Below are 16397 nucleotides of genomic sequence, written 5' to 3'. Positions count from 1 at the left end.
TTTTCTTTCCGAAAAAAGATCCTGCCCTTCATCATACCACAGAAATAAATTGGATACAACCATCGGAAAACGGAAAAATGGAAATAAGGAAAATGTAACTGGACAAACTACCATATGCCATGCTATGTTTGAAGAGGGGGATACATTATTAGCTGTTATTCAAAAAAGTTTCTTCTATAATAAAATAAAGGTCGCCTCAAATTCAAATAAAGGAGCAAAAAAATGGACACAAAAGAACAGGCATCGCAGCCTGCATTACAAACGTTAAAAGAATATGCTGTCATTACCGCAGCTGTTCTGATCATGGACATTGGAATTTATGTTTTTAAATTCCCCAATAATTTTTCTTTCGGCGGTGTATCCGGTATGGCCGTTGTCATCTGCCGGTTTCTTCCGTTCACTGCCTCGCAGATCAACCTTTTTATCAACCTGCTGCTTCTGCTGGTTGGTTTTGCTGTGCTGGGGCGGAACTTCGGCGTCAAGACAGCCTACGTGACCGTGCTTTCCTCGGTTCTTCTGAACATTTTTGAAAAGCTGTTTCCTATGGCACATCCGATTACCGATGAGATCATGCTGGAGCTCTGCTTTGCCATTATTCTTCCGGCACTGGCGGCAGCACTGCTGTTTTTTGAGAATGCCTCCGGCGGCGGCACAGACATCATCGCCATGATTATTAAAAAATATTCTACAATGAATATTTCCACTGCCCTGCTGGTGACCGACCTCATCGTTGTCATCCTTGCTTTCCTGATTTTCGATACCTTAACCGGACTTTGTTCGGTTCTCGGTCTGATAGCGAAAACACTGCTGATTGACAAAACGATTGAGCGGATGAAGCTGAATAAATTTTTTACGATTATCTCCAACAATCCGCAGCCGATCTGCGATTTCATCACAAAGGATCTCAATCACAGCGCAACCCTTTACGACGCCGTCGGCGCTTACTCCGACCAGCAGCGGACAGTCATTCTCACGGTTGTGGATGTCAAGCAGGCCGTCTATCTTCAGCGGTTTATTCATGATACCGAGCCGACCGCGTTTATTGCGATCACAAAGAGCAGCGAAATTATCGGAAAAGGCTTCATGAGTTATATCTGATCGATTCAAACCATATTTTTCACGCAAAAAATCCGAAGGTTTTTGACGCCTTCGGATTTCTTTGTATGTGCTTATTCTGTTTATTTCTCTTCTGCTTCTTCGGTATCTTCTGCCGGTGCTTCTACGTTGTGGGAAGCCATCAGACTTACGACAATGGATTCCGGATTGGTCTTTATGGTGATATCCGGGTCAGCGGCCAGGGACAGATCTTTGACGCGGATGACATCACCGATCTTCATCCCTCCGACATCGACCATTACCTGATCGACCAGGGATGCCGGGTATGCCATGTAGGCAACCTCGTTCAGATCCTCCTGCAGAACGCCTTCTGCGATCTTTTCATGGTTTACAAGGACAATCTCTGCAACGGAATGAACTTTCTCGTTGCTGACCAGTGCCTGGAACTCGATCGAATCGATCTGTCCGGCTACCGGGTTATAATCAACATTTTTGATCAGGACATCGTATACGGTTCCGTCAACATCCAGCATAATCTGGCTGCCTTTGTGGTCTGTCTTCAGCAGTTTCTCGACATCTCTTTTTACCATCTTAACTGGAATGGATTCTTTCATCTCTCTGCCGAATACATTGCCGACAACGTATCCTTCTCTTCTGAGTCTTTTTGCTTTTACATCCAAACTTCTCTTTTCAGCTTTTAAAGTATTCATTTACCTTTTCCTCCAAAAATCTGATTCTTAGCAGGCTTCTTATCTTGTGAAGGGTGTTAAGTTTGCTTTGCCTTGTGGCTATGAATAAGTTTCTTGGAACAGGATGTTTGGGAACATGCAAGGAAGAATTGGTTTCTTGTTGATTCCTTTTCTTTGTTCTAGATGTAATATAATACCACAAACACGATTTGTCAACCCGGATTTTCCGATTTCACAGTTTCTTCACATTTTCAGCACGCTTCCTTATATTCCATCAGTTTCTGGCGTGCTGTGCGGTTCAGACTGCGCGGTACAGCAATCTCAATCGTCGCATAATGATCACCGTGCACGTTCGCATCTTTCATCGATACCATGCCCTTGCCGCGCAGACGGAGCTTACTGCCGGACTGTGTTCCTTCCTTGATTTTGCAGACCACATCTCCGTACAGTGTCGAGACACGCGCTTCACCGCCAAAGACTGCCGTTGTGTATGGAATCTGAATCGTCGTGTAGATGTCCATTCCGCGCCGTTCAAAGCCTTTCTTTTCTTCTACATTGACCTTCAAAATCAGATCGCCGCGGCGGCCGTTTGATCCTGTATGGCCTTTGCCGCGCAGACGGATGCTCTTTCCGCTCTCGATACCGGCCGGGATTTTAACCAGCAGCGTATTGGTCGTTCCATCCGGATTCCGCAGGGTAATCTGTTTTTCACAGCCCGATGCCGCTTCCTCCAGGCGGATCGAAACCTCAGCGTGCAGATCGAGATCCTCTGCCGTACCGCGGCCGGAAAATGCATCTTCAAACGGATGTCTGCTGCTTCCCGAACGCGTATACCGCTCGCTTCCGAATCCACGGCTTTTGCCATGAAACATCTGATCAAAGAAATCGCCGAACATATCGTCCGCGTTTCCTTCAAAGTGAAATTCGTGATAGCCGCCGTTGTTTCCGCTTCCGCCGAACGGGTTTCCATACGCACTGCCGTACGGATTTCCACCGCCCTGCTGGCCGTACGCGCCGGCTCCCTGGTCGAACGCCGCGAATCCGAACTGATCGTACATTTTCTTCTTTTCCGGATCGCTTAAGACAGAATACGCTTCTGTCACTTCCTTAAATTTCTTTTCCGCATCCGGGTTTCCCGCATTCGTATCGGGATGATATTTTTTCGCCAGTTTCCGGTATGCACGCTTGATTTCTTTCTCGTCTGCATTCCGGCTGACGCCTAATACTTCATAATAATCTCTCTTTGTTTCCATCATCAGGCACCTCCAGTCAAGCCTTTTCCTGATTTCCCAGGTGAACAATTCCTGGCTCTTTTTGTCTGTTCTATTTGTACTATAACACGTATTTTTCACACTGTCAATTCTTTTCACGGAAGATTCAAAATTCCTATACGAATTGAAAAACCTGCCGTGCACTGTTACAATAAGAGATATACGATTCTCACGATTTTTTATGGAGGTACTTGGTTGATGCATTCCATTTTCTGGTTCCGCACCCGGCAGTGGGTGTTGAGCCGCGTTCTTCATCTGACAGAGCATAAGAAACAGACACTCCTTGCAGCACCGGATGCCGTTCTGCTGCTCCCCGCGTTATTCCGGAAACGCCGGATCTCCCGGATTCTCCTGGTGACTACCCCCGGCTTTGTCCGCCGCGGAACACTGACGTCTCTGCTGGATGGCTGTAAAAAAGAAAACATTTCCGTCACCATTTTCTCCGAAATCGCCCCGGATCCGCAGATTGAGAGCGTGGAACAGGGTTTCCGTCTTTATCAGCAGATTCAGGCTCAGGCTATCCTCGCCATCGGCGGCGGATCCGTTCTCGATGCAGCAAAGCTGATCGGTGCCCGCGTCTGCTGTCCGAAAAAGACGGTTCCTGCGATGCGGGGCCTCCTGAAAGTCCGTCGGAAACTTCCGCCGCTGTTTGCCGTGCCGACGACAGCCGGAACCGGTTCGGAGGCAACGGCGGCAGCTGTCATCACAGACTGTATCGACGGGAAACCATACAAATACGCCGTCAATGACCTCTGTCTGATCCCGGATACGGCAGTTCTCGATCCGCGTCTTACGATCAGCCTCCCGTCCTCTATGACCGCAGATACCGGTATGGATGCCCTGACCCATGCCATGGAAGCTTTTCTGAACCTCTTCGCCTCCCGCAGCGTGCAGAATGCATCCATCGAGGCAGTCTGCGAAAATTTCCATGCCCTGCCCGAAGCCTGGCGTGACGGCTCCCGTCTTGCCGCACGGCAGGAAATGCTTCATGCATCGTATCTGGCCGGTTTCGCTTTTACCAACAACTTTGTCGGCTACGTCCATGCCATCGCTCACGCCGTCGGTGCACTGTACCACATTCCGCACGGAAGAGCCAACGCGGTTCTGCTGCCTGCTGTTCTGCGCGAATACGGTTCCTGCATTGTGCCTAAACTTGCCGTTCTCGCCGATGCGCTTTCTCTCGGCGGAGATACCGTTTCTGAAAAGGCTGAGCGGATGATTGCAGCTATCGAGGCTATGCGCGATTCATTTGACATTCCATCCACTCTGCCACACCTTTCGCCGAATGATTACACAGAAATAGCACGCCGTGCTTTAAAAGAAGCAAATCCCACCTACCCTGTTCCGCAGATCTGGGATTCTGAAAAAATCTTTTCTGTGCTCCGCCGTGTACAATCCTAAAGCCGCTGTTTTCTCGAATTTAAATTTGACAGAAGGCAAAAAACATGGTAATTTATTAGAGATATCGCATAGAGGAGTGAATAAAATGAATAAAAGAACCATGAAAAAAATGGCCAAAGCGAAACAGCAGGCTGCAGAAGCTGCAAAAACAGCGGAAACCGTTGTAAAGACAGCGGCACCGGCAAAAGAAGTAAAACCAACGACTGAAAAAACCTTACATACAGAAGCAGCCGAAGGAAAAGCAGAAGCTGCAAAAGAGCCGAAAAAAGCAACCAAAAAAGAAACCGTTAAAAAAACAGTAAAAAAGGAGACCACGGAAACCATGGCAGAAGCAACCAAAACCCCACGTAAAATGACAAAAGTATCTGATACCGTTCTTGAGATCTTCGAGACAAAAGTATCTATGAAAGACCTCGAAGCAGTCATCAAAAAAGAAGTAAAAGCAAACGGATTAAAAGGCGAGATCAAAATCTACCTGAACGCAGAGCAGAGAGCAGCTTACTACACCGTAGACGGACAGGGATCTGACGATTTCAAAGTAGATCTGACCACTCTTGCTGAATAATTTTTCTGTCAGCTGATCTATCAGAACAGACCAAAAGCGGCATGTCCGAAACAAAGTCTTCCGGATTTTGTTTCGGGCATGTTTTTTGCTGTCTGTTCCCAAACCTAAAAAACGACAAGGTATTTTTCTATGAAAACTGTAAACCATCTCGGAACCGACCCGATCGGAAAGCTGGTTCCCCGTATTGCTTTTCCGAGCATGCTGGCACAGTTCGTGAGTGTTCTGTACAGCATTGTAGACCGTATGTACATCGGCCACATTGCCTCTGTCGGTGATCTGGCGCTCGCGGGTGTCGGCGTCTGCGGTCCCATTCTCACCATGATCGGCGCGTTCTCCTCCCTCATCGGGGTCGGCGGCGCACCGCTGCTCGGCATCCGGCTCGGAGAGAAAAATGAAAAAGAGGCATCCCGCATCCTGGCTAATGCGTTTCTGATGCTTGTTTCCCTGTCCCTCATTCTGACAGCCGCGGCGCTTTTTTTAACCCGCCCGATGCTGATGGCATTCGGATCCAGCACCGTTACGTATCCTTACGCCAGAGCCTATTTTATGATCTACGTTTCCGGCTCTGTGTTTGCGCTTTTATCGACCGGCCTGAACCAGTTTGTGATCTGCCAGGGTTTTGCCAGTGAGGGAATGAAATCTGTTCTGCTAGGCGCCGTCCTGAATCTGCTGCTGGACCCTGTGTTTATCTTCGTTCTGCATCTCGGCGTGCGCGGCGCGGCAATTGCAACCGTGCTCTCCCAGATCGCAAGCTGTATGTATGTGCTGCATATTCTGTTCGGAAAGACAATTCCAATCCGCATCACCTTCGGCGGGTATTCATTTGCGATCATGAAACGCATTCTGACAGTCGGTTTTACTCCGTTTCTAATCATTGCCATCGACAATGTGATGATCATTGCGATGAACGCCGTCCTGCAGCAATATGCACCCGCCGGACAGGGAGACAGCTTCATCACCTGTGCAACGATCGTTCAGAGCTTTATGCTGATTATTACGATACCGCTCGGCGGAATCAGCGGCGGAACGCAGTCAATCCTCGCATACAATTATGGAGCTGGAAATTCCAGGCGTATTCTTGAGGCACAGAAAACCATCATCGCACTCTGTGCCGGATTTACGACCTTGATGTTCCTCATCTCCAATACCGCCGGAACGCTGTTTGCGCAGCTTTTTACTTCCGATCCGCAGATCGTCTCGATGGTGGTCCGCGCGATTCATATTTCGACACTCTCAGTCATTCCGCTCGGCATTCAGTACGAGATTGTAGACGGCTTTACTGCAATGGGCTGCGTGCGCTATTCGTTTGCACTCTCCTTCTTCCGAAAATTCGTCTACTTTACCGCTCTGTTTCTTCTGCCGCGGTTCTTTGCACTGGAAAATATCTTCTACGTGGAACCTATTTCCGACCTGATCGGGCCGGTTGTCTCAATGATCGTTTACTGGACTTCGATTCAGAAGATTCTGAAACAGCGGGAAGAGGCGGTACGGCTGATGCACACAAAAAAAGCATAAAAAATCTCATATCAAAAAAGCTGTTCTTTTCCGCGGAGTTTTCAAAACTCGCACCAGAAAAGAACAGCTTTTTCTGCTTCTGTTAAAATGTCTTCGGCATCGGAACGGCTTCCTGTACTTTCAGACCGTATTTTGCTGCCAGCTGCAGTGCCTTCTGTTCCATCTCCGGATTCCAGACGGCTTTCGGCGTATGGGCATCACAGCCGAAAACGGCGGTGTTTCCTTCTTCGCCGGCGATCTTCCAGAACTTCTCGTTCGGATACCATCTTTCTTCCATCAGACCAAGGAAATTGATCTCCAACGGAATGTTTCTCTTTTTCACCTCACGGCAGAGTCTCCGGTATTCCCGGTCGAACACTGCTTCGCCGCCGTTGAATAAAAAGAGATCCGGGTGTGCCAGATACAGGTATTTTCCGGTATCAATGCCTGCCAGGCACTGGTCCACATACTGTTTCAGATAGCTTCCGTCTGTTGTTCCATGGCCGCTGTAGAGAATCTTTTCGATCTCATTTCCCAGGCTGTGCTGGCCAAGCACAAAGTACTCAAACGGATAGTCCGACAAAAAATCAATCAGCTGATCCCAGAATCTCGGGAAATACTCTGTTTCGAGTCCGAGATGGATTTCAATATCCTTGTCATACTCTTTTTTCAATGCCAGCACGGTATCTACATAGCCTTCCACCTGATCGAGCCGCATCCGCATGCCGGAATCGTAGCCGTCCGGGAACGGATAAGGCGAATGGTCGGAAAAACCGAGAATTTTAAGGCCGCCCTCAATCGCGCGCTCCACATACTCCCGCTCCGTTCCGTCCGCATGGCGGCACCGCCATGTATGGGTATGGTAATTTGCAATCATGATCTGTAACCTTCTTTATTTTGTATCTTATTCTGCTGCTTCTTTGGAGATATCCGTTCCAAAATATTTTTCCGAAAGCTCTGTCAGTGTTCCTTCTTCTGCGAGCTCGCCAAGTGCTTTGTTGACTGCCTCAAGCAGCGTCTTGGCCTCATCGCCTTTTTTCATCGGAATACCGACTTTTGTGGATTCCGGATCGAGACATGCAATTTTGATCTCTGCATCCGGGTGTGCTTTCATATAATCGTAATACGTTACCTCTGCGTTCAGAGTTGCATCGATACGGCCGCTTAAGAGAAGCTCGAAAGTCTGCTCCAGATCGTCAACACCGGTAACGGTTGCGCCATATTTCTCGGCAACTTCTGCATACGTACTGGAAATGGTGTTCGCGGTGCTCTTTCCGTCGAGATCCTCCATGGACTGGATTTCATCGTTAGCAGAGTTTACGATAACAGCGGTGCGGTTGTATGCGTATGGATCGGAAAAGCTGTATTTCTCAGCGCGCTCCTCTGTGATATCTACGCCGTTTACCATGATATCGTACCGGCCGGAATCGATTCCTGCAAGAAGGCCGTCCCACTCACCCTCTACAAAGGTTGCTTTCACGCCGAGTTTCTCTGCGATCTGCTGTGCCACTTCTACGTCATAGCCGACCAGGTTGTCGTCCTCATCGTGATACGTCCACGGCGCCCAGGTTCCTTCCATTGCCACAACGATCTCACCCTTGCTCTGGATCTGCTCTAAAAGATCCCCAGACGCACTTGCGGAAGATGCTGATGAAGAGGAAGAAGCACTGCTGTTATCTGCCGTGCTGTTTCCACATCCGGTCAGTAAAAAGGATGATGTCAGGATACCTGCCAGAAATACTGCTGCCATTTTCTTTTTCATAATATTCGCCACTCCTTTTTTGTTTTGTTCTGGAAGAAGCTGCCTTTGCTTCTTCTGTTTTCTTTATTGCAAACTGTCCGGATTCCGTGCTCCGGGCAGGATTTGCCGCTTTGCGGGATACCTTACTCGTAATGCTGTTCAATATTCTGCAAAAATGTTCTCGTCCGCTCTTCCCGCGGATTTGCGAAAAATTCCTTCGACGGACCTTCCTCAACGACAACGCCGTTTTCCATAAAGACAACTTTGTTCGAAACGTTTCTTGCAAAGCCCATCTCATGCGTGACAACGAGCATCGTCATTCCCTCTTTGGCAAGCTGGCGCATAACACCAAGCACCTCGCCGGTCAGTTCCGGGTCGAGTGCTGAGGTCGGCTCATCAAAATAGATAATTTCCGGATCGGTTGCCAGTGCACGGGCGATTGCCACCCTCTGCTGCTGTCCGCCGGAAAGCTGATGCGGATAGTAGTCCGCCCGGTCCAGCATGCCTACTTTTTCAAGTGCTGCCCGCGCTTTTTCCTCCGCCCTGGCTTTTGGCATTTTTCTGCCGATAATCAGGCCCTCGGTTACGTTATGAAGGGCTGTTTTGTTCAGGAACAGGTTATAGTTCTGAAATACAAATGCGGTTTTCTGACGGATCGCCGCGATATCTTTTTTGCTGATGTTGTGAAACGGATATTCTTTCCCGTCAAAGATCAGGCTGCCGCCGTCCGCATGCTCCAGAAAGTTGACACAGCGCAGCATCGTCGTTTTTCCTGAACCACTCGGACCGAGGATTGCAACAACATCGCCCTGTTTTACTTTTAAATCTACACCTTTTAATACTTCCAGGCTGCCGAACGCTTTCTTTAATCCTTTAATTTCCAGCATGGCTTATTCCCCTTTTTTCTGATATGTACTCAGTTTCTTCTCTCCGATTCCCTGCAGCTTCGTGAGCACAGTGGAGAACAGCAGGTAGATCAGTCCTACTTCAATATACAGTGCCAGCGGCTCATGGGTGCGCGCTACAATCCGCTGCGTTACCATAAACATCTCCGTCACGGTGATATTTGCGGCAAGGGAAGTATCCTTTACCATGGCGATCAGAGAGTTGGAAAGCGGTGGGAATGCGGTGCGCATTGCCTGCGGAAGAATGATTCTCCGCATGATCTGCAGATACGACATGCCGACGCAGTAACCGGCTTCGAGCTGGCCTGCCGGAACGGCTTCCAGGGCCGCACGCATCGTCTCGGCACTGTAGGCGCCCTCATTCAGGGAAAAGACGAGAACTGCCGCCGGAAACGGATCGATCAGAATACCGGCGCGCGGAAGTCCGTAAAACACAACGAAAAGCTGGACCAGAAGCGGGGTTCCGCGGAAAATCCAGATATAGAAACGTGCAATCTGACGAAGGCCTTTGATGTTTGCAAACTGTACCATAGCCATTGCCGTCGCAATTACAAGTGCAATGGAAAACGAGATTACAGTAAGCGGAATCGTCACCTTAAGGCCCGGCAGAAAAATTTTCCAGAAAGAATCCAGAAGAATATTCCATAATCTTTCGCTCATTTCGATATATCCCCCTTATTTTGCATTTTCCTAGATAGGATAACACTTCAAGTCCGCTTCAAGTCAAGTGTTTTTTCATATACCCCTCCCCCGCATGCAAGAATCCCCGGGAAACACGTTTTTCAACGGCCCCGGGGACTCTTATTTATGGTTGGTTTTAAGAGGAAGGATCTTGTCTTTTTTTATGGTATTATGTTATTTACTGCTTAGTCCTGTGTCACATTAAATGCTCTTGCACCAGGGTATACAGCGGCCGTTCCAAGTTCTTCTTCGATTCGGAGAAGCTGGTTGTATTTTGCAACACGCTCGGTACGGCTCGGTGCACCGGTCTTGATCTGGCAGGTGTTCAGGGCAACAGCCAGGTCTGCGATGGTGGTATCCTCGGTCTCACCGGAACGGTGGGAGGAAATTGCGGTGTAGCCTGCTTTGTGAGCCATTTTGATTGCCTCAAGGGTCTCAGATACAGAACCGATCTGATTCAGTTTGATCAGGATGGAATTTCCGCAGCCAAGGGAGATACCTTTTGCCAGACGCTCAGTATTGGTTACAAACAGGTCGTCACCGACAAGCTGTACTTTTCCGCCAAGCTCTGCGGTCAGCTCTTTCCAGCCTTCCCAGTCTTCTTCATCCAGAGCATCCTCGATGGAGATGATCGGGTATTTCTCTACCAGTGCCTTCCAGTGAGCGATCAGCTCTTTGGAAGTAAATACAGTGCCGGCTTTCGGCAGTTTGTATTCACCCTTGGTACCTGTCTTCCACTCGGAGGAAGCAGCATCCATCGCGATCTTGAAGTCTCTGCCTGGCTCGTAGCCTGCTTTTTTCACGGCCTCAAGAATGGTCTCGATGGCTTCTTCATCGGATTTCAGAGCCGGTGCAAAACCGCCTTCATCTCCAACCGATGTTGCCAGTCCGCGCTCTTTTAAGATGGCAGCCAGTGCATGGAATACCTCAGCGCACCATCTTAAGCACTCTTTGAAAGAAGATGCTCCAACCGGCATGATCATGAACTCCTGTACATCCAGGCCGGAAGAAAGTGCGTGGCATCCGCCGTTGATGATGTTCATCATCGGAACCGGCAGACGATTTCCGGAAACGCCGCCGAAGAAGCGGTACAGCGGAATCTCAAGTGCGTTTGCTGCTGCTCTTGCGCAGGCAATGGATACAGCCAGAATGGCATTTGCACCCAGGCGGGATTTATCTTTTGTTCCGTCCGCATCGATCATAGCTTTATCTACAGCGTAGGTATCGGATGCATCCATACCTTTTAAGGTATCGTTGATGACGGTGTTGATGTTTTCTACTGCTTTCTGCACACCTTTTCCAAGGTATCTTGCTTTATCTCCATCTCGTAATTCCAGTGCCTCAAACTCACCGGTAGATGCGCCGCTTGGTGCCATGCCGCGTCCTACAACGCCTCCTGCAAGAACAACCTCAGCTTCTACGGTTGGGTTTCCTCTGGAATCCAGAATTTCTCTTCCTTTTACTTCCTCAATTTTCAGGCTCTTCACTTTTCGTGTGCTCCTTTCTCGTTTGTTTCTGGAGTTTCCCGCCTGCGAAGTGTCCAGGATCCGCAGACGGGAGATAACAATGATTGATTCACTTTGGTTAGCCATTACTAACTATAATTCATTATAACTAATTTTTTAAAAATTGCAAGTGGGTAAAGTGATACTTTTTCTCAGAAATGCAAAAAGTTTTTCTGTTCTTATTTTTCCTGTTTAAATGCCTCTTCCAGCGTATGCCATCCAAGCACTGCACATTTCACTCTTGCCGGCATGTGGGAGATATCTTTCAGTGCACCAGCCTCCTCGAGTTCGTCAATCTCCTCGTCGGATGCTTCTCCTTTGATCATGCGCAGAAACAGATTTCCCAGGCGCAGTGCCTCGTCCTTCGTCTTTCCGATGATCATGCCGAGCATAATGTCCGCCGATGCCTGCGAAATCGCACAGCCGTCGCCCACGAACGCACCGTCCGTGATCACATCGCCGTCGACTTTTAATTTCAGCCAGATATCATCGCCGCAGCTTGGGTTGACGCCCTCGAGTACGATGTCCGCATCCGGCAGATCATGCTTGAATTCCGGACGCAGATTGTGCTCCGTCAAAATTTCGTTATAAAATCCTCTACTCTCCATAGCCCATTCTCCTTCTGATTGTGGATACACTTTCGATCAGTGCATCAATCTCTTCCGGTGTATTATAAAACATCATGCTGGCTCTTGTCGAACTTCGGACGCCAAGATATTCCAGAAGCGGCTGTGCACAGTGGTGGCCTGCCCGCACATCGATGCCGTCAGAAGAAAGAATTTCGCTCACATCGTGCGGATGCACGCCGTCAATCGTAAACGAAACGATGCCCGTATGGTTGGCCGGATCTTTGGAACCGAGGATATGAACGTACGGCAGCGCGCCGAGTCCTTCCATAGCACGTTGCGTCAGTTCCAGCTCTTTTTTCTGGATATAATCAAATCCTTTTTCCTGCAGATACCGGATCGCTGCGGCCAGCCCCACCGCACCGGCTGCATTTACCGTTCCCGCCTCAAATTTCTGCGGAACCGGTGCAAAAACGGCTCCGTCGCGGTGAACGGAATCGATCATCTCGCCTCCGGTTAAAAACGGCGGCATTTTTTCCAGCAGTTCCCGTTTTCCATACAGACAGCCGATTCCCATCGGGCCCATCAGCTTATGGCCGGAAAAGGCGAGAAAATCTGCATCCAGCGCCTGTACGTCGACCGGCATATGCGGAACGCTCTGGGCGCCGTCCACAACGACAACGGCTCCTACGCGGTGCGCCATCTCCGTGATTTTCTGGAGCGGATTCACGCAGCCGAGCACATTCGATACCTGCGCAACAGTCACAAGACGTGTTCTCTCATTAATGCCCTTTTGGAGCTCCTCATCGGTCAGCTCGCCCTCACTGGTACATTCCAGATAATGGAGCTTCGCCCCAGTCATACGCGACACCATCTGCCACGGAAGCAGATTGCTGTGATGCTCCATGATTGTTACAGCGATCTCGTCGCCTTCCTTTAAAAAGTTCAGGCCATAGCTGTATGCCACAAGGTTCAGGCTTTCCGTTGTATTCCGGGTAAAAATAATCTCCTCCGGCTCTTCTGCATGAATAAACTCCTGTACGGTCTTCCTTGCCTCCTGATAGCTCTCCGTCGCCTCCAGGCTTAAAGGATAGAAGCCTCGCAGAGGATTTGCATTTTTCTGTTCGTAAAATTCCTGTACTGCAGCAAGAACGCATGACGGGCGCTGTGCCGTCGCCGCGTTGTCCAGATAGATCGTGTCCATTTGCTGCAGAAGCGGGAAATTTTTTCTGATGTTATCTGTTGTCACGGTCAAGCACCTCCGCAAGCTGTGTTTTTACTTTCTGTTCGATGTCCGCATCGCCGATCTTCTGGATTTTTGCTTCCAGTTTCGCCCGCGCTATCGTATTTTCTGCCTGTGTACGGTCCATGCCGCGCGCACCGAAGTAAAACAGTGTCTCTTCATCGAGTTCTCCGATTGCCGCGCCGTGGCTTCCCTGTACGTTTTCCTCTGCACAGAGGATCACAGGAATCGTCTTGTTGACTACATCATCGCCGAGCAGCAATACCTGTTCTGTCTCTGCTCCGACGGAATCTGCCGAACCGCGCACAAAGTCGATTGTGCCGCGGAAGATCTTTTCCGCCGCATCCATCAGCGTTCCGTCTACCTGGATCGTGCTCTTGGTTACTTTTCCGAAGTGGCGCACATTCAGATTGACATCAAATTTCTGCTGATTCTGCAGAAGATAGCCGATTTCTGCCTGCAGTGATGCGTGATCCTTCTGCAGTTCGGTCCAGATACCGTCATAGACATCGCCTTTTCCGACAACGACCTGTAAAAGATCCAGTGCACCATTTTCCTCGCAGATGCATCCGACATCATTTAAAAGCTCCTGTCCCTCACCGCGCATCATCACCTGCACGAGCCGGATGCGGCTGTTTTTTTTCGCGTAAAGTTCTGTCCGCACCGCGAGCTGTCCCGCTGCCTGTGCCGGTTCAAATACCTCGAAAACGGTAAGGGAAGCTCCCTCTTCTGCCGCCGCGCGGATCTTTCCGGATGAAACCGTCTCTTTTCCCTGTCCGATGGAAAGCGTGACCTGTTTCGTCTGCCCCTCCTTTGCAGAGACACTCCAGTTTTTCGTCTGCTCCGGTGCAAAAAGGACATCCGTCTCTTTTCCTGCCCCGGTATTCATAGCTTCCGGAAAACCCGTTATCTCATCATCCGCAGACGGCTCTTCCGCGCAGATTTCACACGGCGCACCCGCCGCCCATTTTACTTTTGTATCATTTAATCCCAGCCAGTACCATGTTTTCGATGGAAGCTGGTTGATTTTCATGCTGTTCTGTTCTTCCATGTGTCTGGCCTCCTTATCCAATGCTACCCTTCATCTCGAGGCGGATCAGATTGTTCATCTCCACCGCGTACTCCAGCGGCAGTTCTTTTGAAACATCATCCGCGAATCCGCTGACGATGCACGCTCTCGCATCCTCTTCCGTCATGCCGCGCGACATCAGATAAAAGACGGCTTCATCGCTGATGCTTCCGATCTGTGCTTCATGGCCGATGTTCGCATCTTTTGTACGGATATCCATCGCCGGAATCGTGTCCGACCGGGAGATATCATCGAGCATCAGAGACTGGCAGGAAACGGCTGATTTCGTGTTCTTTGCCGCTTTTGTTGCAGAGACTGACGAACGGAAGGTGCTGATGCCGCCGTCCTTCGAGATCGATTTCGTGTTAATATAGGAACTCGTATCCGGCGCGCTGTGGACAACCTTCGCTCCGGTATCGAGATTCTGGCCCTTACCGGCGAACGTGATGCCGGTAAATTCCATCTTTGCGCCTCTTCCTTTCAGCACGCTCATCGGGTACAGGTAGGAAACGTGGGAGCCGAATGAACCGGAAACCCACTCGATTTTTCCGCCCTCCTCGACCTGCGCGCGCTTCGTGTTCAGGTTGTACATATTCTTCGACCAGTTTTCAATCGTAGAATAACGGAGTCTTGCATTCTTTCCGACAAACAGCTCCACACATCCGGCATGGAGGTTGGCCACATTGTATTTCGGTGCGGAACAGCCCTCGATAAAGTGAAGGTCCGCGTCCTCATCGACAATAATCAGCGTATGCTCGAACTGGCCTGCGCCCGGCGCATTCAGGCGGAAATACGACTGCAGCGGGATTTCCACGGAAACCCCCTTCGGCACATAGACAAACGAACCGCCGGACCAGACGGCTCCGTGCAGTGCGGCAAATTTGTGGTCGGTCGGTTTCACCAGTTTCATAAAGTGTTTCCGCACCATATCCGCGTACTCACCATGCAGCGCACTCTCCATATCGGTATAGACAACACCCTGCGCCGCAACTTCCGCGCGGACGTTGTGATAGACCAGCTCCGAATCATACTGTGCGCCCACGCCGGCGAGTGATTTCCGCTCTGCCTGCGGGATGCCGAGACGCTCAAACGTATTTTTGATGTCATCCGGCACATCGGACCACTTTGCTTTCATTTTCGTATTCGGGCGGACATACGTTACGATGTCATCCATGTTCAGACCCTCGATCGACGGACCCCAATCCGGAATCGGCATCTGGTTGTAGATCTGTAAAGAACGCAGACGGAACAGCTGCATCCAGGCAGGGTCTTTCTTCTCATCCGAAATTTTCTGTACAATTTCCGGCGTCAGGCCGGCTTTTACTTTATAGGCATCCTTTTCATCGTCTTTGAAATCATAGATGCTTCGGTCAATATCCTCTACATAGCTTTTTTCTCTCACAGCGTTTTCATCCTTTCTGTACCTTCGGTTTTACGCCAGTGACTTTTCGTATTTTCCAAATCCGTCCCGGTTGATCTCCTCTACAAGAGATGCATCGCCGGTTTTGACAATTTCACCTTCCACCATGATGTGGGTCTGATCCACCATCAGCGATTCCAGAATCTTCGTGCTGTGCGTGATGATCAGAAGACTTCCTCCGCATTTTCTGCGGTATGCCTCAATTCCGGCAGAAACGGTGCGGACCGCATCGATATCCAGGCCGGAGTCGGTCTCATCGAGAATGGCAAGGGACGGCTCGAGCATCAGAAGCTGCAAGATCTCGGCTTTCTTTTTCTCACCGCCGGAAAATCCGACATTCAGATCACGGTCTGCATACGACGGATCCATCTGCAGAACTTCCATTGCTTTTTCCAGTTCTTTCCGGAACTCAAACAGACGCATCCGTTTGCCAGTTTTTAACTCGACGGCGCTGCGGATAAAAGAGCTTAAGGTTACGCCAGGCACCTCAAGCGGATTCTGAAACGAGAGAAACAGTCCCATTTTGGCGCGTTCATTGACCGGCTCTTCTGTGATGTTCTTTCCCTGGAACCAGATTTCGCCGCGTGTCACGTTATATTTCGGATTGCCGAGCAGCGTATTGCCAAGCGTCGACTTTCCGGTACCATTCGGTCCAAGCAGCACATGCGTCTCCCCTTTTCCAATCGTAAGATTGACGCCGTGCAGGATCTCTTTTTCTTCTACATTTACCGTTAAATCTTTCACTGTTAAAAGATTTTTTCCCATATTGATATCCTCCTTATTTTGCTTCG

At 49.6% G+C, this 16397-nt stretch carries 16 protein-coding genes; 4 read left to right on the top strand and 12 right to left on the bottom strand.

Going from position 1 to position 16397, the window contains the following annotated elements; translation table 11 throughout:
• Window positions 1-222: 222 nt before the first annotated feature.
• Window positions 223-1098 carry a YitT family protein gene (locus tag DXD92_RS12260; RefSeq protein ID WP_118640604.1) on the top strand — a complete coding sequence of 292 codons (876 nt, stop codon included), beginning with the start codon at window positions 223-225 and terminating at the stop codon, window positions 1096-1098.
• Between the two features lie 80 nt (window positions 1099-1178).
• Here DXD92_RS12260 and DXD92_RS12255 read toward each other — a convergent pair whose 3' ends face one another.
• Both DXD92_RS12255 and DXD92_RS12250 read right to left on the bottom strand, forming a co-directional pair.
• Window positions 1179-1766 carry a 50S ribosomal protein L25 gene (locus DXD92_RS12255; RefSeq protein ID WP_118640603.1) on the bottom strand — a complete coding sequence of 196 codons (588 nt, stop codon included), beginning with the start codon at window positions 1764-1766 and terminating at the stop codon, window positions 1179-1181.
• Window positions 1767-1996: 230 nt separating this feature from the next.
• A complete protein-coding gene (locus DXD92_RS12250; protein ID WP_117804994.1) occupies window positions 1997-2998 on the bottom strand; it encodes a DnaJ C-terminal domain-containing protein in 1002 nt (333 codons plus the stop codon).
• Window positions 2999-3214: 216 nt separating this feature from the next.
• Between DXD92_RS12250 and DXD92_RS12245 the strand changes: the two genes are divergently transcribed.
• The 3 genes from DXD92_RS12245 to DXD92_RS12235 all read left to right on the top strand — a co-directional run bounded on the left by DXD92_RS12245 (window position 3215) and on the right by DXD92_RS12235 (window position 6497).
• Window positions 3215-4417 (top strand): iron-containing alcohol dehydrogenase, encoded by a 1203-nt coding sequence (locus DXD92_RS12245; protein ID WP_118640602.1) that lies wholly within the window; start codon window positions 3215-3217, stop codon window positions 4415-4417.
• An 85-nt stretch (window positions 4418-4502) separates the two neighbouring features.
• Window positions 4503-4982: a DUF6465 family protein gene (locus tag DXD92_RS12240; RefSeq protein ID WP_055267883.1), complete on the top strand. Its 480-nt coding sequence runs from the start codon at window positions 4503-4505 to the stop codon at window positions 4980-4982.
• Window positions 4983-5111: 129 nt separating this feature from the next.
• Window positions 5112-6497: an MATE family efflux transporter gene (locus DXD92_RS12235; protein WP_118640601.1), complete on the top strand. Its 1386-nt coding sequence runs from the start codon at window positions 5112-5114 to the stop codon at window positions 6495-6497.
• 82 nt (window positions 6498-6579) lie between these two features.
• Here DXD92_RS12235 and DXD92_RS12230 read toward each other — a convergent pair whose 3' ends face one another.
• From DXD92_RS12230 to sufC, 10 genes are all read right to left on the bottom strand, one after another.
• Window positions 6580-7353: a histidinol-phosphatase gene (locus DXD92_RS12230; protein ID WP_118640600.1), complete on the bottom strand. Its 774-nt coding sequence runs from the start codon at window positions 7351-7353 to the stop codon at window positions 6580-6582.
• Between the two features lie 27 nt (window positions 7354-7380).
• The gene (locus DXD92_RS12225) at window positions 7381-8238 is read right to left on the bottom strand and encodes a transporter substrate-binding domain-containing protein (protein WP_118640599.1); all 858 of its coding nucleotides are present in this window, start codon (window positions 8236-8238) and stop codon (window positions 7381-7383) included.
• A 122-nt stretch (window positions 8239-8360) separates the two neighbouring features.
• Window positions 8361-9104 (bottom strand): amino acid ABC transporter ATP-binding protein, encoded by a 744-nt coding sequence (locus DXD92_RS12220; RefSeq protein ID WP_117812771.1) that lies wholly within the window; start codon window positions 9102-9104, stop codon window positions 8361-8363.
• A 3-nt stretch (window positions 9105-9107) separates the two neighbouring features.
• Window positions 9108-9782, bottom strand: coding sequence for an amino acid ABC transporter permease (locus DXD92_RS12215; RefSeq protein ID WP_022462789.1), 675 nt, complete (start codon window positions 9780-9782; stop codon window positions 9108-9110).
• Between the two features lie 206 nt (window positions 9783-9988).
• The gene (gene eno, locus DXD92_RS12210) at window positions 9989-11290 is read right to left on the bottom strand and encodes a phosphopyruvate hydratase (protein ID WP_055217920.1); all 1302 of its coding nucleotides are present in this window, start codon (window positions 11288-11290) and stop codon (window positions 9989-9991) included.
• A gap of 197 nt (window positions 11291-11487) precedes the next feature.
• On the bottom strand, window positions 11488-11916 hold the full coding sequence (gene sufU / locus DXD92_RS12205) for a Fe-S cluster assembly sulfur transfer protein SufU (RefSeq protein WP_055217922.1): 429 nt from the start codon (window positions 11914-11916) through the stop codon (window positions 11488-11490).
• A complete protein-coding gene (locus tag DXD92_RS12200) occupies window positions 11906-13123 on the bottom strand; it encodes an aminotransferase class V-fold PLP-dependent enzyme (protein ID WP_117508958.1) in 1218 nt (405 codons plus the stop codon). The genes sufU and DXD92_RS12200 overlap by 11 nt, the downstream gene beginning before the upstream one ends.
• Complete coding sequence (locus DXD92_RS12195; protein WP_117508959.1) at window positions 13110-14168, bottom strand: SufB/SufD family protein; 1059 nt, start codon at window positions 14166-14168, stop codon at window positions 13110-13112. The genes DXD92_RS12200 and DXD92_RS12195 overlap by 14 nt, the downstream gene beginning before the upstream one ends.
• 13 nt (window positions 14169-14181) lie before the next feature.
• Entirely contained in the window at window positions 14182-15588 is a 1407-nt protein-coding gene (sufB, locus tag DXD92_RS12190) for a Fe-S cluster assembly protein SufB (protein ID WP_117508960.1), read from the bottom strand.
• A gap of 30 nt (window positions 15589-15618) precedes the next feature.
• Window positions 15619-16371 (bottom strand): Fe-S cluster assembly ATPase SufC, encoded by a 753-nt coding sequence (gene sufC, locus DXD92_RS12185; RefSeq protein WP_117508961.1) that lies wholly within the window; start codon window positions 16369-16371, stop codon window positions 15619-15621.
• Between the last annotated feature and the right edge of the window lie 26 nt (window positions 16372-16397).

The sequence above is a fragment of the Blautia sp. TM10-2 genome, from assembly GCF_003480845.1.
In the GTDB taxonomy this organism is placed as follows: Bacteria; Bacillota; Clostridia; order Lachnospirales; family Lachnospiraceae; genus Fusicatenibacter; species Fusicatenibacter saccharivorans.
This window is presented reverse-complemented; position numbering and strand designations above follow the sequence as displayed.

What these genes read in the sequence shown, in the direction of transcription:
- DXD92_RS12255 (WP_118640603.1), bottom strand. Translation starts at nt 1,766, where the DNA reads ATGAATACTTTAAAAGCTGAAAAGAGAAGTTTGGATGTAAAAGCAAAA.
- DXD92_RS12235 (WP_118640601.1), top strand. Translation starts at nt 5,112, where the DNA reads ATGAAAACTGTAAACCATCTCGGAACCGACCCGATCGGAAAGCTGGTT.
- DXD92_RS12220 (WP_117812771.1), bottom strand. Translation starts at nt 9,104, where the DNA reads ATGCTGGAAATTAAAGGATTAAAGAAAGCGTTCGGCAGCCTGGAAGTA.
- DXD92_RS12240 (WP_055267883.1), top strand. Translation starts at nt 4,503, where the DNA reads ATGAATAAAAGAACCATGAAAAAAATGGCCAAAGCGAAACAGCAGGCT.
- sufC (WP_117508961.1), bottom strand. Translation starts at nt 16,371, where the DNA reads ATGGGAAAAAATCTTTTAACAGTGAAAGATTTAACGGTAAATGTAGAA.
- sufU (WP_055217922.1), bottom strand. Translation starts at nt 11,916, where the DNA reads ATGGAGAGTAGAGGATTTTATAACGAAATTTTGACGGAGCACAATCTG.
- DXD92_RS12195 (WP_117508959.1), bottom strand. Translation starts at nt 14,168, where the DNA reads ATGGAAGAACAGAACAGCATGAAAATCAACCAGCTTCCATCGAAAACA.
- DXD92_RS12215 (WP_022462789.1), bottom strand. Translation starts at nt 9,782, where the DNA reads ATGAGCGAAAGATTATGGAATATTCTTCTGGATTCTTTCTGGAAAATT.
- DXD92_RS12225 (WP_118640599.1), bottom strand. Translation starts at nt 8,238, where the DNA reads ATGAAAAAGAAAATGGCAGCAGTATTTCTGGCAGGTATCCTGACATCA.
- DXD92_RS12245 (WP_118640602.1), top strand. Translation starts at nt 3,215, where the DNA reads ATGCATTCCATTTTCTGGTTCCGCACCCGGCAGTGGGTGTTGAGCCGC.
- DXD92_RS12230 (WP_118640600.1), bottom strand. Translation starts at nt 7,353, where the DNA reads ATGATTGCAAATTACCATACCCATACATGGCGGTGCCGCCATGCGGAC.
- DXD92_RS12260 (WP_118640604.1), top strand. Translation starts at nt 223, where the DNA reads ATGGACACAAAAGAACAGGCATCGCAGCCTGCATTACAAACGTTAAAA.
- DXD92_RS12250 (WP_117804994.1), bottom strand. Translation starts at nt 2,998, where the DNA reads ATGGAAACAAAGAGAGATTATTATGAAGTATTAGGCGTCAGCCGGAAT.